5 protein-coding genes and 1 pseudogene are annotated in these 20,487 nt (G+C 53.4%); 5 read left to right on the plus strand and 1 reads right to left on the minus strand.

The features are described 5' to 3' along the window. Positions 1 to 57: 57 nt before the first annotated feature. The 4 genes and pseudogenes from HV107_RS27280 to HV107_RS12845 all read left to right on the plus strand — a co-directional run bounded on the left by HV107_RS27280 (position 58) and on the right by HV107_RS12845 (position 18,421). A pseudogene (locus tag HV107_RS27280) lies at positions 58 to 12,372 on the plus strand (Ig-like domain-containing protein). Continuing rightward, a complete protein-coding gene (locus tag HV107_RS12835) occupies positions 12,373 to 13,749 on the plus strand; it encodes an Ig-like domain-containing protein (protein WP_259349706.1) in 1,377 nt (458 codons plus the stop codon). Positions 13,750 to 13,770: 21 nt separating this feature from the next. Beyond that, entirely contained in the window at positions 13,771 to 16,245 is a 2,475-nt protein-coding gene (locus tag HV107_RS12840) for an Ig-like domain-containing protein (protein WP_182059374.1), read from the plus strand. A 49-nt stretch (positions 16,246 to 16,294) separates the two neighbouring features. Beyond that, positions 16,295 to 18,421, plus strand: coding sequence for a peptidase domain-containing ABC transporter (locus HV107_RS12845; protein WP_182059375.1), 2,127 nt, complete (start codon positions 16,295 to 16,297; stop codon positions 18,419 to 18,421). Positions 18,422 to 18,461: 40 nt separating this feature from the next. Here HV107_RS12845 and yjgA read toward each other — a convergent pair whose 3' ends face one another. Beyond that, a complete protein-coding gene (yjgA, locus tag HV107_RS12850; protein ID WP_023334300.1) occupies positions 18,462 to 19,013 on the minus strand; it encodes a ribosome biogenesis factor YjgA in 552 nt (183 codons plus the stop codon). A gap of 95 nt (positions 19,014 to 19,108) precedes the next feature. Between yjgA and pmbA the strand changes: the two genes are divergently transcribed. Further along, positions 19,109 to 20,461, plus strand: a complete 1,353-nt coding sequence (gene pmbA, locus HV107_RS12855; protein ID WP_182059376.1) for a metalloprotease PmbA — start codon at positions 19,109 to 19,111, stop codon at positions 20,459 to 20,461. The last annotated feature ends 26 nt before the right edge of the window (positions 20,462 to 20,487 follow it).

A 20,487-nucleotide genomic window follows, 5' to 3' on the forward strand; every position in this document is an offset into this window, starting at 1 on the left:
AAAAGCCTTGAAGACGCGAAAAAAGAGGCCGCAGAGCTCAAGCAGGAAGCGGAGAAAATGCGTGCGGAAGCGGAAGAAGCACGAAAAGCATCAGAGGATGTTGAGCGACAGCTTGAAGAGTTTCTCAATGACAAAGCCCAAAATAACACGCAGAACGGGGCTACACCTCAGTCCGACATTGAAGGGCAGGAAGGGGGAAATCTCTATAAAAAGAAATATGTTGATGAGTCCGTAGCGGAAGCCAGCCGCTTACAATTCTCAGATTATTCATCCAGTTCATCGAGTTCGTCCAGTTCGAAGTCCTCCGATTCGACGCCTGTTGATCAAAAGCCCATCGATATTTCGTTGAAACTGGATGAGGCGAGTGACTCCGGCACCAAAAATGACAATATCACGAATATCACCACTCCACTCTTTGTGGGTTCCACTGAACCGGGTTTAACGGTCTCTTTGCGTATTGACGGTATTGTCGTTGCCGTTACGGTGGCCGATGCCATGGGGAATTTCTCTTTCACCTCCTCATTTTTGCCGGATGGCGAACACTCTGTTCAGGTTGATGTCTCCGATGGCAAAGGCGGCTCCGGTAGCGCCAAAATTCTGGTGACCATTGATACCACTATTGAGGCTCCAACCTTCGAGCTTGACGAGCAATATGCCATTCCTGAGGCGGACAGGATTGAGGGCGAGAATCTAACCCGATTTAATAATGCGAAAATCGTCGGGGAAGCTGAAGCTGATTCGCAGGTGAGTATCTACGCGAATGGTCATTTACTGGCTACGGTCACGGTAGATTCGAAGGGACAATGGTCTTATCAGTTCAGCGGCTCAGAGCTCAGCGAAGGTATCAACAACATTGACATCGTCGCAACCGATAAAGCGGGTAATAGCGCGACGACCAGCGGCATGATTACGCTGGATACCATCCCGCCGGAAACGCCGGTCATTCTTCTTGATGAAGCCAGCGATACCGGTATGTCGCAGGATGACCACCTGACCTATGATAAAACACCTTCATTACAGGGTAATGCTGAACCTGATTCAAAGCTTGAGCTCTATCTGAACGGGTATAAAGTCGCGGATATTCAGGTTGATTCGGCTGGTCACTGGGAATATACCCTTCCGGACAATAAAATTACGTCTGATGGTGTTTATACCTTCGAAGTTGTGGCGTCCGACCGTGCAGGTAATACCTCCTCCGCCAGCATGGATATCACCGTTGACACAAATATCGATGCTTTTTCGATGTCAATGAACAGCAGCTCGGATAGCGGTATCGCAGGGGATAATTACACCAACAATACCTCCCCGTCATTTAGCGGGAAAATGGATCCCTCAAGCCATATTGTGGTGACTAACCTGATGACCGGGGAAGTCGTTGAAATTGATGCTTCACAAAGTGGATATTTCAGCTTTACGTTGGCTATGGCCTCCATTGAAGGGATTAACGAACTGTCGATATCCGTCACCGATTATGCGGGTAACGAGCAGACCTTTAGCTATGAATATACCATCGATACCGTTGCGCCGGTTGCGCCTGATCTTTCACTGGATCAGTACGTTATCTCTCTTTCCGGCGATGTTCTGACCAACGATGCCACACCGTTATTCACCGGAACGGCCGAGGCGGGTAGTACCGTTATCCTGTATATCGACGGTAAACAATATGGCACGACGACCGCTGACAGAGAGGGTCACTGGTCCTTTAACATCCCGGCGAATCTGGCTGAGGGTAGCCATACGGCGGTGGCATATGCCGAGGATCTGGCTGGAAACATCTCTCCTCCCTCTGCAGACTACACCTTCAGTGTAGACACCGGTACCCTCGCTCCTACCGCTGCGTTGCTTGCAGAAGATGATACGGGTAGCAGTCAGACTGACTGGATCACTCGTCAGAACGACAATCTTTCTTTGATCGGGACCGCGGAAAAGTACGCCACTATTACGCTGAAAGTGGATGGGAAAATCATTGGTACCACCCAGGCCGATGAAAATGGGAACTGGCAGTTTGAATACGACCCAAATCCTGCCCTGTCTGACGGTGACTTTACGATCTCTGTTGAAGCGCGCGATGAGGTAGGGAATACGGCGAGCAGCACCTACGAACTGGTCATCGATACAATGACCATCACCCCGTCAGTTCGTCTGGATGCCGCTTCAGATACCGGTTCTGACGACAATGATAACATCACGAAAGAGACCCACCCGCTGCTGACCGGCACGGCAGAAGCGAATGCCACCATCGAGATCTATATTGATGGAAAACTGGCGGGCCAGGCGGTTACTGACAAAAATGGCGTCTGGAATTACCGACTGACAGACGACCAGACGTTAACTGACGGCAATCATACCGTGATGGTTAAATCGACGGATATTGCAGGTAACAGTGCAAATTCAACACCAATGACGATAACCGTCGACAGTGTGATTGAGACGCCAACGATACACCTGGATAGCGATAGCGGCACGAGTAATTCGGATCTGATCACAAATAATACCTTCCCTGTATTTTCCGGTACTGCTGAAGCTTACTCCAGCGTGGTGGTCTATCAGGATGGTAAGGCGATTGGCAAAGCCACTGCCGATGCGAGTGGGCACTGGAGCTACAGCTATACGTCATCCCAGTCGCTCGAAGATGGGAGTTACATATTTTACGTCACCGCCACGGATGTGGCCGGTAACTCCGCCTCTTCAGAAAAAATCCAGGTTCAGATCGATACCTGGGTCTCTGTGCCTACGGTAGATCTGGCAGATGCGTCTGATAGCGGCAGCAGCGTCACCGATAACGTCACCAATGACACCACCCCGACCTTCACGTTTGGCAATATCGACGCGGATGTTGTTGAGGCGAAAGTGTCGATTAACGGTACGCTCTATGATGCTAAACAGGTGGGGGGAATATGGCAGTTTACCGCGCCGACCCTGGCCGATGGGAACTACACTATTATCGTTACCGTGACGGACAAAGCGGGAAATAGCCAGTCTTCCGGAACGCTGGCCTTTACCGTGGATACGGTGACTGCCGCGCCAGTGATTACCCTTACCGACGACACCGGCGTGCAAGGCGACAACCAGACTAACGACAGCACCCCGGGCTTTGCTATTACCACTGATACCGATGCGGTGACTGTAATGGTCAGCATCGACGGTGGTGCGGCGGTGGCCGCAACCAAAGACGCGGACGGACAGTGGCATATCACCAGCGGCACGCTGACCGACGGTGACCACAGCATCAGCGTGACGGTGACGGATCTGGCGGGCAACACCTCCAGCGCTTCGCTGACCTTTAATATCGACACCACCCTGTCCGTTCCGACGATCGATCTGGCGGATGCGTCCGACAGCGGCAGCAGCAATACCGACAACGTCACCAACGACAGCACGCCGGCCTTTACGCTGGGCAATATCGACGCCGACGTGACCGACGTGCAGGTGCTGATTAACGGCACGGCGTACAGCGCGCAACTGGTGGACGGCACCTGGCAGTTCACCGCCCCGGCTCTGGCGGACGGTGACTATACCGTGACCGTGCAGGTGACCGACGACGCGGGCAACACGAAAACCTCTGCTGCGCTGGATGTGACCATCGATACCGTGACGGCAGTCCCGGTGATTACCCTTACCGACGACACTGGCGTGCAGGGCGACAGCCAGACGAACGACACGACGCCGGGCTTCGCCATTGCCACCGACACCGACGCGGTGAGCGTGATGGTCAGCATTGACGGCGGCGCGGCGGTGGCCGCGACCAAAGACGCGGACGGACAGTGGCATATCACCAGCGGCGAACTGGCCGACGGCGACCACAGCATCAGCGTGACGGTGACGGATCTGGCGGGCAACACCTCCAGCGCTTCGCTGACCTTTAATGTCGACACCACCCTGTCCGTTCCGACGGTCGATCTGGTGGATGCGTCCGACAGCGGTGGCAGCAGCACTGACAACGTCACCAACGACAGCACGCCGGCCTTTACGCTGGGCAATATCGACGCGGATGTGACCGACGTGCAGGTGCTGATTAACGGCACGGCGTACAGCGCGCAGCTGGTGGACGGCACCTGGCAGTTCACCGCCCCGGCTCTGGCGGACGGTGACTATACCGTGACCGTGCAGGTGACCGACGACGCGGGCAACACGAAAACCTCTGCTGCGCTGGATGTGACCATCGATACCGTGACGGCAGTCCCGGTGATTACCCTTACCGACGACACCGGCGTGCAGGGCGACAGCCAGACTAACGACACGACGCCGGGCTTCGCCATTGCCACCGACACCGATGCAGTGAGCGTGATGGTCAGCATTGACGGCGGCGCGGCGGTGGCCGCGACCAAAGACGCGGACGGACAGTGGCATATCACCAGCGGCGAACTGGCCGACGGCGACCACAGCATCAGCGTGACGGTGACGGATCTGGCGGGTAACACCTCCAGCGCTTCGCTGACCTTTAATGTCGACACCACCCTGTCTGTTCCGACGATCGATCTGGCGGATGCGTCCGACAGCGGTGGCAGCAGCACTGACAACGTCACCAACGACAGCACGCCGGCCTTTATGCTGGGCAATATTGACGCGGATGTGACCGACGTGTAGGTGCTGATTAACGGCACGGCCTACAGCGCACAGCTTGTGGACGGCAAATGGCAGTTCACCGCCCCTGAGCTGGCGGACGGGGACTACACGGTGACCGTGCAGGTGACCGACGATGCGGGCAATATCCAGCGCTCCGCCGCGCTGGATATGACGATTGATACCGTGACGGCAGTCCCGGTGATTACCCTTACCGACGACACCGGCGTGCAGGGTGACAGCCAGACGAACGACACCACTCCGGTCTTTGCCATTACCACCGACAACGATGCGGCCTCCGTAATGGTGAGCATCGATGGCGGCCTGGCGGTGGCCGCAATCAAAGATGCGGACGGGAAGTGGCACTTCACCAGCGGCGCACTGGCCGACGGCGACCACAGCATCAGCGTGACGGTCACCGATCTGGCGGGCAACACCTCCAGCGCTTCCCTGACCTTTACGGTGGACACCACCCTGTCCGTTCCGACGATCGATCTGGCGGATGCGTCCGACAGCGGCAGCAGCAGTACGGATAACATCACCAACGACAGTACGCCGACCTTTACGCTGGGCAATATCGACGCCGACGTGACCGACGTGCAGGTGCTGATCAACGGTACCGCTTATACCGTTCAGCAGGTTGGCGGGGTTTGGCAATTCACTGCCCCGGTGCTGACGGACGGTGACTATAGCGTGATTGTTAAGGTTACTGATGACGCGGGCAATACCCGGCAGTCGCCACCGTTATCCATTACGGTGGATACGGTCGTTGTCGCCCCGGTGATCACGCTCAGTGATGATACTGGCGTTTTAGGTGATAACCAGACTAACGTCGATACCCCGACCTTTGCGATCCGTACCGATGTGGATGTCGTGAGCGTGATGGTCAGCATTGACGGCGGGGCGGCGGTGCCTGCAACCTTGGACAGCGCCGGTCAATGGCGTATTACCTCGAGTAAACTGGTTGAAGGTAATCACAGTATCAGCGTGATGGTGACCGACAATGCGGGCAATACCTCATCCTCTTCGTTGACGTTTAATATCGATACCACCCTGTCGACGCCGACGGTTGATCTGGCTGACACGTCGGACAGCGGGATCAGCAACACTGACAACATTACCAATGACAATACGCCGTCCTTTAAGCTGGGGAATATCGATCCTGATGTCACTGACGTTCAGGTTATCCTCAACGGCACAGTCTACGATGCTCAACTGATGGACGGGGTGTGGATCTTTAATGCCCCAGTGCTGGCAGATGGTGATTACACGGTAGTGGTGAAAGCGATTGATGATGCCGGGAATGAGAGAAGTTCTTCTCCTATGACCGTCACTATCGATACCGACGTACAACCTGTCACGATTGCGCTTGATAAAAACTCTGATACGGGCTCCAGCGCAACGGACAATTACACGTCTGATACCACACCAACCTTTAATTTCAGCAACATCCCCGCAGATGTGGCGGGCATTACGCTGACGATTAACGGTAAACAGTACGCTATCGATCTAAGCAACGGCACCTCATTTACCCTTCCGGATGCCCTGCCGGATGGCAACTGGACGGCGACGGTCACCGTCGTGGATATTGCTGGTAACCAGGCGAGCAGCCAGCTCAACTTTACGATTGATACGGAGGTGGCTAAACCCACCATCGATCTGGTGGCCGGGTCTGATTCTGGAGACAGCCAGACGGACGATTTGACCAATACCGCTAAACCTCAGTTCCGGTTAGGTGGTGTGGATGTTGATGACTGTGATTTCGTGACGATAGTTATCAGCAGCACCGACGGTAAATATCGGGAGAGCTGGACTGTTTCGGCGAAAGACTATGGAGAAGGGCTCTGGAACTGTCCGGTAAGCCTGAGTGATAGTAGCTATCAAATCACGGTGACCACCTCGGACCTTGCAGGTAATAAGCAGAGCTCCGATGCGCTGAATTTTGAGATCGACACCGTAACGTCAATTAACAGCGTTGTGCTGCTGGATGATACTGGCTCAAGCACAACGGATAACCTGACCAACGTTAACACGCCAGAATTCGCCATTTCCGCGCCGGATGATGTCACTCATGTGTCCATTCTGATTGACGGTAAAGTGGCAGGTTCTGCCATTAAACAGGCCGACGGTAAATGGCACTTTACGGCGGGCGGGCTGGCCGATGGGGCACACACGCTCTCGGTGACGGTCACCGACAAGGCGGGTAACATCAGCCAGCAGGAACTTGCGTTTACGGTTGATACAACGCTTTCTACTCCAACGTTGACGCTCACCGGGGAGAGTGATTCCGGCTACAGTAATTCCGATCACATCACTAACGATGTGCGTCCGACGTTCATTATTGGCAATGTTGACAGCGACGTAGTGAGTGTCACTCTGAATATCAACGGTCAGTCCTGGCCCGTCACGATTAAGGATGGCATTGGCGAATTTACCGTACCGGTGGATTTAGCCGATGGCGTCTGGCAGGCGGAGCTGATCGTCGTTGATAACGCGGGTAACACTCGTTCGAGCACCATGTCGATCACCATCGACACCGTCACCAGCGTGGATGCGATTGTTCTGCAGAGCGATACCGGCGTGCAGAATGACTGGATGACAAATGAGACGAAGCCGACCTTTGCGATAACGGCGCCTTCAGATGCCCAGACCGTTGTAGTGACCGTTGGATCCATGACGCAAAATGCGGTCTATCAGGACGGAAAATGGGTCATAACCTTACCTTCTGCGCTAAGCGATGGTGAGTATACTCTGCATGTAATGGTGACTGACAAAGCAGGCAACACCGCCGATCGCACGCAGAACTTCACCATTGATACGACGCTTGAACCGCTGACTGTGCAACTGACGGATGAAGACGATAGCGGAATTGTTGACGACAATATTACTAACGTCACAACGCCATCTTTCATCATGGGGAATATCCCAGAGGATGTGTATAGCATTGAGGTGATCCTGAATGGCGTCAAAACCACGTTAACGCCTCAGTCCGATGGTCGCTGGCTTTATACGCCGGATAGCGCGCTGGCGGAAGGGAATTACACCCTGCAGGCGGTGGTGACGGATAATGCCGGTAACCAAAGAACCACCTCATATGCCTTTACTGTTGATACCACCGTTGAGATCAGCAGTATCACCCTGACGACAGATACGGGGGATTCCTCGACAGACGATGTGACCAATGCCAGCCAGCCGGTATTCCGCGTCACGACCTCAGACGATGTGATAAGCGTCGTGGCGACCCTCAATGGCGTGCCGTGCACTGTTGTGAAAAATAGCGACGGTGAATGGACGGTGACCTCGTCGGTGCTGAGAACATCCGGTGAGTACACGCTAAATGTCACCGTACAGGACGTTGCCGGAAACGAAACCAGCAGCACCAAAACCATTACCTTTGATAATTCGCTCTCAATGCCCGTTGTGGCGTTTGCCGCAGGGGACGATACCGGATATGACGATGGCGATCATCTGACGGCAGACAATAAGCCCTCGTTTGTCATCACCAATGTCGATAGCGATGTCACGCATATCAGCGTTACGCTGAACGGCCGCACCACGCCATTAACCCAGGATGCAAAAGGTAACTGGATCTTTACGCCATCATCGACGCTGAGCGATGGGGACTACACCCTGACGGTTGATGTGCAGGATCTGGCGGGCAACACCCGACAGCAGAACTTTAGCTTTACGATCGATACCACGTTATCGACGCCGACCATTGATATGAATACGGCGTCTGATACCGGGGATCTGACGGATGATAATCTGACCTCCAATACCCGTCCGCAGTTTACGATTGGCAACGTGGATAGCGATATCTATTCGGTCGTGGTCACGCTGAATAATGTGGATTACACATTAACCAAAAACACGCAGGGGCAGTGGGCATTCCAGGCACCGACGCTCACTGATGGTATCTATACCCTGGAGGTGACGGTAACGGACAAAGCCGGAAACGTACGCTCGTCCAGCCTGGATTTTGAGGTTGATACGATCACCGCGATTGACAGCATCATTATGTCTGAAGATACCGGTTATTCCAGCGTCGACCATCTGACGAAAGATACGCAGCCGTCTTTCGAAATCAATGTACCGGACGATGTTTCTCACGTCACGGTCACGCTGGATAACGGTACGGCGGTTGAGCTTGTTAAGAGCAACGGTAAATGGGTTTATTCCGTTGAGGGTGTCTTAGAGGATGGTTCGCACCAGCTGGTCGTTGAGGTGGTGGATAAAGCCGGTAACAAGGCGTCCGATACCTTTACCTTCGAGGTGGATACCACGCTTCATCCGGTGACGATAGATTTAGCCACAGCGGATGACTCCGGCTCCAGCCCGATGGACAACTACACCAATGTGACTCAGCCAACCTTTACCTTTGGCTCCATTGATAGCGACGCTTACAGCCTGGTTGTGACCCTTAACGGTAAGACTTACAACGTTGATTTGAGCAGCAAGCCAGTCAGCTTCACGCCGCCTGATGTGCTGGCTGACGGCACCTACACGATGTCAGCCGTCATTACAGATAAAGCGGGTAACGCGCAAGAGACGACGCTGTCGTTTACGATTGATACCCATACCTCAGTGGATGTGGACTTTGTGGTGGGTGACGATACGGGTTACTCCGATAGCGACAACATCACCAACAACAATGCGCCGAATTTTGAGGTGATCGTGCCTTCAGACGTTGAGTCGGTGACGGTTGTGCTGAATGGCGTCACGACTATCCTGACCCAGAATGAAACCGGGCGCTGGTTATACCAAACACCGTCACTGGTGGATGGTCACTATGACTTGCAAATCAACGTGGTGGATAAGGCCGGGAATTCGGCATCAAAAACGCTCTCCTTTGAGGTCGATACCACGCTTAACACGCCGACTATCGATCTGGCGGACGTGAGCGATACTGGTACGTCGTCAAACGATAGCCTCACCAAAGACAACACACCGTATTTTGTCATTGGCAATATCGACAGCGACGCGCATAGCGTCACCGTCAGTATCAACAATAAAACCTATAACGCGAGCCTTAAAGACGGCGTCTGGGGGCTCCAGATCCCTGAGGCGGATGCCCTAGTTGACAGCGTATACACCGCGACTGTCCGGGTCGAGGACAACGCGGGTAACGTTAAAACCGCCTCCACAACCATCACCGTTGATACCTTCTGTCCGGCTCCGATCGTCGAGCTGGATGATGCGACCAACAGCGGCAGCACCGACGATAACATCACCAATATTACCCAGCCGGTGATCAACATCAGCGGTGAGCCGGCCGATATTGCCAGCGTTACGGTATCGATTGGTTCTCAGAGCTGGACCCTGGCGCCGGGAACCACGCAATGGATGGTCCCGGACGCGCTGCCAGATGGCTCTTACAATATCGTGGTTGCCTTTACGGATAATGCCGGTAACAAAGGAACAACGACCTATAACGTGGTTGTTGATACCGTTATTACGTCGCCGACCGTCGTGTTGCTTGATGACACGGGTAGCGATGCCCACGACAATCTGACCAATGTTGCAGCGCCGCGCTTCCAGATTTACGCGGCGGAAGATCTGGCGGCGGTCAGCGTCACCCTGAATGGACGCACAACGTCACTGGTGCAAAACGATAAAGGCCAATGGATTTATACGGCGGATACGCTGGCTGACGGCACCTGGACGTTAACCGTTGATATGTACGATCTGGCGGGGAACTACCACTCCGATACGCTGACGTTTACGATTGATACGCAGATCCCACAGCCGACGATAGATCTGGACAGCGCCAGCGATTCAGGCTCCAGCGATAGCGACAACCTGACGAACATCACCCAGCCGAAATTCATCATTTCTGGCATACCGGACGATGTGGATAGCGTGTCTGTCCAGATTGGCGGAGTGAAATATGCCGCAATCCAGGATGGAAACGGTGAATGGTCCGTGACCCCAGCGAAGCTGGCGGACGGGGATTATACGGCGACGGTAACGGTGACCGATAAAGCGGGGAATACATCCTCAAATGCGATTGATTTCACTATCGATACCAAAATTGCGCTGTCGGTTGATATGCGAGCCACCTCCGATACCGGTGATTCGCAAACCGACAGGCTGACACACGATACCTCTCCGACCTTTGGCGGCGTGACCGATAAAGATGCGAAGCTCACTATTTCTGTGACCAATGACAAAGGCGAGGTGATTCAGACGATGGACGTCATGCCAGTGGCAGATGGCACCTGGTCCGTGACGCTGGGCGATCTGGTGGACGGCAGCTATACCATTACGGTAACAGCAGTGGATCGCGCCGGAAACCAGGCGACCGCCAGCCAGAACTTTGAAATTGATACTATCGTCAGTGCGCCGGTTGTCGCACTCAGCGCCTCAGATCCGGAAAACTATCATGAGGCATTGAGCCTAACGCCAGAGTTCAGCGGTACTGCAGAGCCGGGATCGACGCTGAAAATTATGATTGATGGCGTAAGCGTAGGTAGCGTAACGACTGACAGCAATGGCTCTTGGGCATGGACCCCGCCGAGCGCGATGACCGCTGGCGATCATATTATTGGCGTCATTGCTACCGATAAAGCGGGCAACATCTCTGACAGAACCGATTTCACCTTTATCATTCCGTTGATTGACGTTGATCCACCGACGTTACAACTGCAGACCGACTCAGACAGCGGCGCAATTGGCGACTTCATCACGAACGATACCACGCCAACGCTGACCGGGATCTCACTGCCGGGGAATACGGTCACTATCTATATTGACGGTAAAGTCGCAGGCACTGCGCCGACGGATTCCACGGGGCGCTATAACTTCAACCTCCCGGAGATGGCTGAGGGAACCTATAGCATCGTGGTCAGTATTGTTAACCCGAACAATGGCGAAGAGGTGAAATCAAGTCCTGCCAGCCTGGTGGTTGATACGCATGTCGAACCGCTGACGTGGGATATCGCCGGGATGAACGAGGCGGGATATATTAATACCAGCTCCCCGACTGTTCACGGCACGTCTGAAGCAGGTGCGCGTATAGTGGTGATGGTTGATGGCAACGTTGTGGTGGAAACCGTGGCAGCCAGCGACGGGACCTGGCTTGCCTCAATGCCGAACGTTGGAAGTGACGGTGAACATGAACTCAGCTTTACCGTTACCGACGTCGCCGGTAACGCCACAGATTTTGGTCCTCAAACCTTTATCGTGGATACCTATATCACCCCGATAACGGTCGATCTGCGTGATGCGGATGATACGGGGTCAAGTGCGACGGACAACATTACCCGAAACACCCTCGTTCATCTCGACGGTAGCGCCGAGGCCAATGCGATCATCACCATCGCTAACGCGAAAGGCGAGATTCTGGCCACGGTAACCGCCGATGATAATGGCAACTGGAGCAGTGAAATCGCCCTGCAGGAAGGAAACCAAACCTTCATCGTGACGGAAACGGATATCGCGGGCAATACGGCGTCAAAGAGTATCGATATCACCTGCGATACGCAGAACAGTATTTCAGCCGTTGTGCTGAGCCGGGATTCCAACAGTGCGGATACCAATGATTCCATCACCAATGTGAATACACCAACGCTGACGGCGGCCACCGACCCGATGTCCAGCGTGGATATTTATGTCAATGGCGTTCTGATGGCGACGGTCACGGCGGATGCCGCTGGCTCAGTATCATGGACCATGCCGGAAAGTGCTGATGGCACCTATGCCGTTAAAATGGTGTCGACCGATACCGCCGGTAATATTGCCACCAGTGATACCGCAGTTGTGGTGATTGATACCGTTATCGACAGCTTTAGCGTTGATGCGCTGCCGTAACTGACCAATAAAACCGGTTTGAATGTCTCGGGAACCGGGGAGGTCGGCGCAACGGTCATGCTGTATCTGGATGGCGTTGCGGTAGGGCAAGGCACCGTCAACGCGGACGGAATCTGGGATATTCAGGTGATTCTCAGCAAAGATGGGGACTACACACTGACCACAACCATTACGGATGCGGCAGGCAATACCCTTAGCAGCGATCCGTTCCTCTTTACGCTGGACAGTAAAACGGACTACCCGACGATCAAGCTGGATGACGCCTCTAACTCAGGAAGCCTGAGCGATACCATCACCAATGATAATACCCCGTCTTTCCACGGCACGGCGGAAGCGGGTGCGACAGTGTCTATCCTGGTGAATGAGGTCGTTGTCGCCACGGTGACTGCGGATGCGCAGGGCCAGTGGACATGGCAATATCCTGCCACCTTTGCTGACGGTGAGTACTCTATCCGCGTGATCGCGGAAGATGCCGCAGGCAACACGGCGGACTCCGCGCGTATGCTGCTGACAGTGGATACCAGTACCTGGATTGAGGTGGATAAAATGACCACCGACTCAGGTTTTTATAATAACGACTATTATACGTCCAAAGTGATTCCAACGTTTCAGATTAACGGAGAAACGGGTCAACCCGTCGACGTGTACATTGACGGCAAATATGTTGAAACCATTACCATTACCGGGCGAAATTATCTATACACCGTCCCTGAAGCGCTTGGTGATGGTAAGCATACCATCCGCTTTGATATCAGCGACGCAGCGGGTAACACAGCTTCGACCGGGGAGCGGACATTCACGATCGATACGGTCAACAATACCGCTGTAACGCTGGATACAATCAACGGAGAAAGCATTGCGGACCATACTGTAAACGATACGATCTATATCAACGATCTCTCTGCGGGCGTTAAATTTAGCGGGACCGCTGAGGAAAATAGCTATGTCACTGTAACGATCAACGGAATGACAGTGAGTCAGGTCTGGGCAAACGACCAGGGGGGCTGGAGCGTGAACATTAACTCGCTGCTTCTCTCCGACAGTAACTGGAACGTCAAGGTGACATCACAGGATAAGGCCGGGAACTCCACTTCCTCAACGTTCTCGATTGTGGTCGATACGTCAATCAGCCAGTTCACCGCGAATGTGCAGGATGATAAAGATAGCTCTATTGATAAATGGACCGTCAATAGCCGAACGCCAACTTTCAACGGCGTGGGTGAAGCGGGCGCTACCGTTACCTTACTGGTAGCCGGAATGGTCGTGGCGACAACCACGGTGGCCGCCGACGGCACCTGGAGCATCACCACAGATCAACTGTCCGAAGGCAATAATGCGTTAACGTTCAAAATTGAGGATCCGGCAGGCAACACCTAGGAGATCCAGCACGACCTGCTGGTGGATAGCGTTGTGCCAACCGTGCCAACGATAGAGATTTCAACATGGAACAGTGAAGGTAGCCTGTGGATCCTTTCAGGTCATGCTGAAGCCGGTACCACGGTGGTGATCAAGGACGAAGCGGGCAATATCCTCAACACGGTGACCGTAAGCAGCTCTGGTTCCTGGAGTACGGCAATAAGCTACCCGGATGGTGGTAAGATCACCGTTCAGGCGCAGGATAGCGCGACCAATATCAGCGATCCGGTGGCGCTGGACGTGATGTTCACTACCCCTGTCATTGCCCTTGATACCGCTTCGGATAGTGGTCTGGTGGGTGACAGTCTGACGAATGACTCGACGCCGACCTTTGTTCTGAGCAACGTTGAGAAAGATGTGGTTTCTCTCAGCGTGACCATCAATGGCAAGACGGTGCAGGCGACTCAGGTTTCGACAGGCGTCTGGTCTGTCACCTGGACAGAACCTCTGGTTGACGGTCTGACAAACGTGCAGATTAAGGCAACGGATGGCGCCGGAAACACCGCGAGCCAGTCCTGGAGCTTTACCGTAGATACTTTCATCAGTGCGGCAACGATCGTGCTCAATGCTGACAGCGATACCGGTGTGGTGGGTGACAATATTACTCAAAACCCTACGCCGGGCTTTACCTTGGGAAATATCGACGCTGACGTAACGAAGGTCGAAGTCACGCTTAATGGCGTAACGTCTGTTGTGGTCAAAGATGAGGAGGGCAACTGGATTTATACCCCAGATTCTGCGCTGACAGACGGCAAGTGGACGTTGGATGTGAAGGTTACCGATGCGGCGGGCAACACCGCCCACTCTTCCCTGGACTTCACGATCGATACGGGCATCAACACCCCTGTGGTGACGCTGGATGCGCAGAGCGATACTGGTGTGACAGGGGATAACCTCTCTTCTAACCCGCAGCCGGGATTTGTCTTCACCAATATCGACGCCGATGTGGTGAGCGTGCAGGTCACGTTGAACGGTAAAACCTATAACGCGGTGAAAGGAGACACCGGCAGCTGGACGTTCACGCCAGATACGGCGCTGCCGGACGGTAAGTGGACGCTGGATGTGAACGTCACCGATACGGCGGGCAATACCGCCAGTTCATCGCTGGACTTTACCATCGACACCACCATCAGTACGCCAGTGGTGTCGATGGATGCGGGAAGCGACACCGGTGTGGCAGGGGATAACATCACCTCCAACGCGCAGCCAGCGTTTATTCTCAGCAACATTGATGCCGATGCTACCCAGGTACAGGTCACCGTGAACGGCAAAACCTACGATGCGGAGAAAGGCGAGTCGGGCGACTGGACGTTCACCCCGGAAACGGCAATGCCTGACGGCCAGTGGACGCTGGATGTGAAAGTCACCGATGCGGCGGGCAACACCGCCCACTCTTCACTGGACTTCACCATCGACACCACCATCAGTACGCCGGTAGTGACGATGGATGCGGGAAGCGACACCGGTGTGGCGGGGGATAACATCACCTCCAACACGCAGCCAGCGTTTATTCTCAGCGACATTGATGCCGACGTCACCCGGGTGCAGGTTACCCTGGATGGTAATACGTACGATGCGGTGAAAGATGAGTCGGGCAACTGGACGTTTACCCCGGATTCGCCGCTGGCGGAAGGTCACTGGACGCTGGAGGTGAACGTCACCGATACGGCAGGTAATACGGCCAGCCAGTCGGTTGATTTTACCGTCGATAATCACATCGAAACCTTCGATGTCACTTTCGCCAGTAATAGTGGTCAGGAAGAGAGCTGGATCAGCGATGATTCCACACTATCGTTTACCGGTCATGGCGAAGCAGGAGCGGATATTACCGTCAAGCTGGATAACGGTGATGAAGTCACGACCCGGGTGAACCAGGAGGGGAACTGGAACATTGACATTGAGAATGTCGACAAGGGAACCCATGAGCTGGTCTTTACCATTACCGACCAGGCAGGCAATACCAGTTCGTATGCCCATAGTGTTGATGTGGAGACGGATACGCCAGCCCTGTTGCAGAGCGTTCGCTATACCGAAGCGCAGGATCCGGCACCGATCGAGGTGGAATCATCCCATCCGGTGTTCGAATTCAGCCTTGATGCGGATGTCACACATGCCAGCGTCGAGCTGGACGGTACGGTCTATTCGCTGACGCCGGCAGATTCCGGTCCAACGGTGTTTGAGGTACCGGTCGCGCTGGAGGAGGGCCCACACACCCTGGTGCTGCATACCAAAGACAGCGCGGGGAATAGTGAGCGTCAGGAGGTGCCGTTTACGGTGGATACCAGTTCTGGCAGCGTTATCGCCAGTATGGATGAGCAGAGCGAGAACCACGATGACTCGCCACAATCCGCTGCTGACGCCGAAACCTCGCATCAGGCTGCCAGCTTCGCTGCAGAGGTGATGAGCATCACGCCTTCGGTTGAAGAGCAGCACGACGATCAGTCTCAGCATCAATAATCAACGTCCCCCCGGTCGGCAACGATCGGGGGGGTGAGTAAAGATATCCATGAATGATTTCACGTTATATGATTTAGGCCTTGCGGGCGTGATGCGCTATATTGCAAAAAATCATGATTCCCGCATTGAGATAGACGAAAAGAAGATCCCAGTAAACCTCTCTCGTTATGATAAAAACGAGCCTGCGCACGAAGTGCAGATCAAAAACTATTTTCTGTCGTTAGGTCTGGTGATCCACGAAGTGAAATTCTCCCGACCCGAGGATCTGCTTAACGAGAATATGCCGTTGATCATGCTGACATCAGCTATGCAATGGATGGTGTGTGTCGGCTGCCAGGAAGGTGGATTGCAGCTGGTTTCGCGCAACAATGAGTTTGGCGTCATTGAGTGCGAATCCGATCATTTGAATGAAATTTCCGTTTTTCTTATTCAGCCGCTGAGCGGTATGAGTGAGTCTATTCGTATTGGCGAAATACTGAAAACAGGGCTGCGAAATAATAAAATTTTTTACAGTAAATATTTTTTCACTTCGCTGTTTATGGCACTTTTTGCGCTGACGATCCCAGTATTCAGTAACCTGTATTACGATAAGCTGGTGCCTGGTTCGTCTGCAGCCTCATTGTTCGGTGTCACTGCAATTGTCGTGGTCTTTATTATCTTTGAATTTTTACTCCGTTCATCAAAAGATATTTACCAGTCCATTGTTTCAAGGCAGGAGGATGTTAACGTTGATGTTTCCTTTGTCGAGTCGTTGATTTATAACACCACCAAAACAAGTTCAATGTCCTCAGTCTTCATTCTCTGGACCGAGTTTCAAAAGATTAAGCCGGTACTGTTGAACTCCGTTTTCCAGCGTCTGTCTGATATTCCCGTTTTTATTATTTTCAGCATTATTATTTATGTGAACCTCGGTATGCTGGTGCTGATCCCGGTGACGCTAATGGCGCTATCGCTGGTACTCGCCTGGGCGAACTATAAATATACTGAAATCCTTATGGATAAAATGAAGGAGAGTCAGTCTAACCGTAACGTGTTCATTACGGAACTGCTGTACTCATTGAGAACAATCCACACGCTGAATAACAGAAACTTAATGCTGGACTGGGTCAATAGCAGTAACAACCAGTCATGGCTCAGTCTGAAAATTCGTAAAGCGAGCGTCTATTACCAGTCAGCGCTTGGTGCAATGTCGAATTTGAACCAAATTCTGCTGATGGTGTTTGCTTTCTTCCTGGTGATTAAAGGCGAAATCACCACCGGAGCAATCATCTCCTCAGTCATCGTATCCGGACGTATGTCCGGGATTATTTCCGGGCTGGCTTCAACCCTTTCAACGATTTTCACCACCAATAAAAGCATCTCCGATTTAATGAAGATGTTTGTGTCAGAGCAGCAGGAACAAAAACTTCTGCAGTCCGTCGTAAATCTGCAGGGAGATATAGCCTTGCGGGCGGTGAATTATCAGTACGATCCGCAGTTGCCAAAAGCGCTCGACAATATCAGCCTGGATATTCCTAAAGGGCAGAGGGTGGCGATCGTTGGCGAATGCGGTTCGGGCAAAAGTTCTCTGGTTTCGCTGCTTTCTGGCTACTGCCCCCCGACGGAGGGTAGCATAATGTATGACGGTTATAACTCTCGCCACCTGGCGCAGAATTTTTTTAGCCGTTTCATTAGTATGGTGACCAACCAGGACACGCTTTTTACGGGCAGTATTGAAAGCAATTTTTCCTTAAAAGAGTGCAATAACCGCAAGCGGGTGATTGAGTCGCTTCAGGTGACCAACTGTGGATTCGTTTTGCAGCATCCGATGGGGCTGCGTTATCCGGTGAGTTTTATGGCGCGAAACCTCTCTTCCGGACAAAACCAGCAGCTACTGCTTGCCAGAAGCCTGAGCAGCGAGGCGGAAATTTACCTCTGGGATGAACCCACCTCCAGTATGGACGAAGTGACGGAGCAACGTATTTTTGAACATCTCGATCATTTCATCCAGAACAAAACATTGATTATGGTGACGCATCGTCGCTATCTGCTGAAATATTTCGACCGGGTGCTGGTGATGAAAGGGGGGAAAATCATCCGTGATTGCGCGCCAGATAAATTACCGGGAATGGCAAAACCTGAACAGCCCGCGAAGGCTGTTCGGGTGACCGTCGGTGGTACTGCGGCGGCGAGTTAAACCGCCCCAGGGGAACGCGCAAAGGTCATTTGCGCGTGCCTTACTCTTCGTTCTCAGACAGCTCGCGCAGATACTGGAAAATCAGGCGCGCAGACTTCGGCGGCTTATTCCCTTCTTTCTCTTTCTTCGCATTGCGGATCAAAGAACGCAGTTGCTGGCGGTCGGCGTCTGGCCACAGATTTAAGACTTCCGGTACCGCGTCATCGCCCTGTTCAATCAGGCGGTCGCGGATCTGCTCAAGCTTATGGAAAAACGCAACCTGCTGGTTATGGCGGTTCTTGAGCTTGTCCAGAGCCTGGCGAATCGGATCAACGTCACGCTGACGCAACATTTTACCGATAAGCTGAAGCTGGCGGCGACGGCCTTCTTTTTTGATTTTCTGTGCCAGTTCAATGGCATCGCGCAGATCCTGGTCGAGCGGGATCTTATCCAGCGCGTTTTTACCCAGTTCTACCATTTCCGCGCCAAGCTGTTTTAACTCTTCGGCGTCGCGTTTAATTTCACTTTTACTGACCCAGATGATCTCATCATCTTCGTCTTCGATGTCATCACCGGGAACGTCGTCGAGCCAGTCTTCGGGCTGCTTAGTCATGTCAGGCTCCTTAAAAAAAGAGGCTAATGTTACCAGTTAAGACGCGCACTGAAAAACGGTTCTCTGATAGACTTCACTTAACTCTCTCTTACAGTATGGCATTTGCGATGAAAGTAACCTCACAAGTTGAAGCGCAGCGTAAGATTCTGGAAGAAGCAGTCTCCACAGCGCTGGCGCTGGCTTCAGGTAAATCAGATGGCGCCGAAGTGGCGGTAAGCAAAACCACCGGCATTAGCGTAAGTACTCGCTATGGCGAAGTGGAAAATGTTGAATTTAACAGCGATGGCGCACTGGGGATCACGGTTTATCACCAGAATCGCAAAGGTAGCGCGTCATCGACCGACCTCAGCCCGGATGCCATTGCCCGTACGGTGCAGGCCGCGCTGGACATTGCGCGTTATACCTCGCCCGATCCTTACGCAGGCGTTGCTGATAAAGAGCTGCTGGCGTTCGACGCACCGGATCTGGACCTGTTCCACCCGGCGGAAGTCACCCCGGATGAGGCCATCGAACTGGCTGCACGTGCAGAACAGGCGTCTCTGCAAGCAGATAAACGCATCACTAATACCGAAGGCGGCAGCTTTAACAGCCACTACGGCATCAAAGTTTTCGGCAACAGCCACGGCATGTTGCAGGGCTATTGCTCAACCCGCCATTCGCTCTCAAGCTGTGTCATTGCCGAAGAGAACGGCGATATGGAGCGTGATTACGCTTACACCATTGGCCGCGCGCTCGGTGATTTACAGTCTCCTGAGTGGGTCGGTGCCGAGTGTGCGCAGCGTACTTTGTCGCGTCTGTCTCCGCGTAAACTCTCCACCATGAAAGCGCCGGTTATTTTTGCCAACGAAGTGGCTACCGGTCTGTTTGGTCACCTGGTGGGGGCAATTGCGGGCGGTTCGGTTTACCGTAAGTCCACGTTCCTGCTGGATTCACTCGGCAAACAGATCCTGCCGGAATGGCTGACCATTGAAGAGCATCCGCATCTGCTGAAAGGACTGGCCTCCACGCCGTTCGACAGTGAAGGTGTGCGCACTGAACGTCGCGATATCATCAAAGACGGCGTGCTGACCCAGTGGCTGCTGACCAACTACTCTGCGCGCAAGCTGGGGCTGAAAAGCACCGGTCACGCGGGCGGCATCCACAACTGGCGCATTGCTGGACAGGGCCTGAACTTTGAGCAGATGCTGAAAGAGATGGGTACAGGTCTGGTGGTCACCGAGCTGATGGGGCAGGGCGTGAGCGGCATCACCGGGGATTACTCTCGCGGTGCGGCAGGCTTCTGGGTTGAAAACGGTGAAATTCAGTATCCGGTGAGCGAAATTACCATCGCCGGCAACCTGAAGGATATGTGGCGCAATATTGTTACTGTCGGTAACGATATTGAAACACGTAGCAATATACAGTGTGGTTCAGTGCTTCTGCCGGAAATGAAAATCGCCGGTCAGTAATACCCGTAAAGGCGTTTTAATAATAA

Origin of the sequence: Enterobacter sp. RHBSTW-00175, assembly GCF_013927005.1 — a bacterium.
In the GTDB taxonomy this organism is placed as follows: domain Bacteria; phylum Pseudomonadota; class Gammaproteobacteria; order Enterobacterales; family Enterobacteriaceae; genus Enterobacter.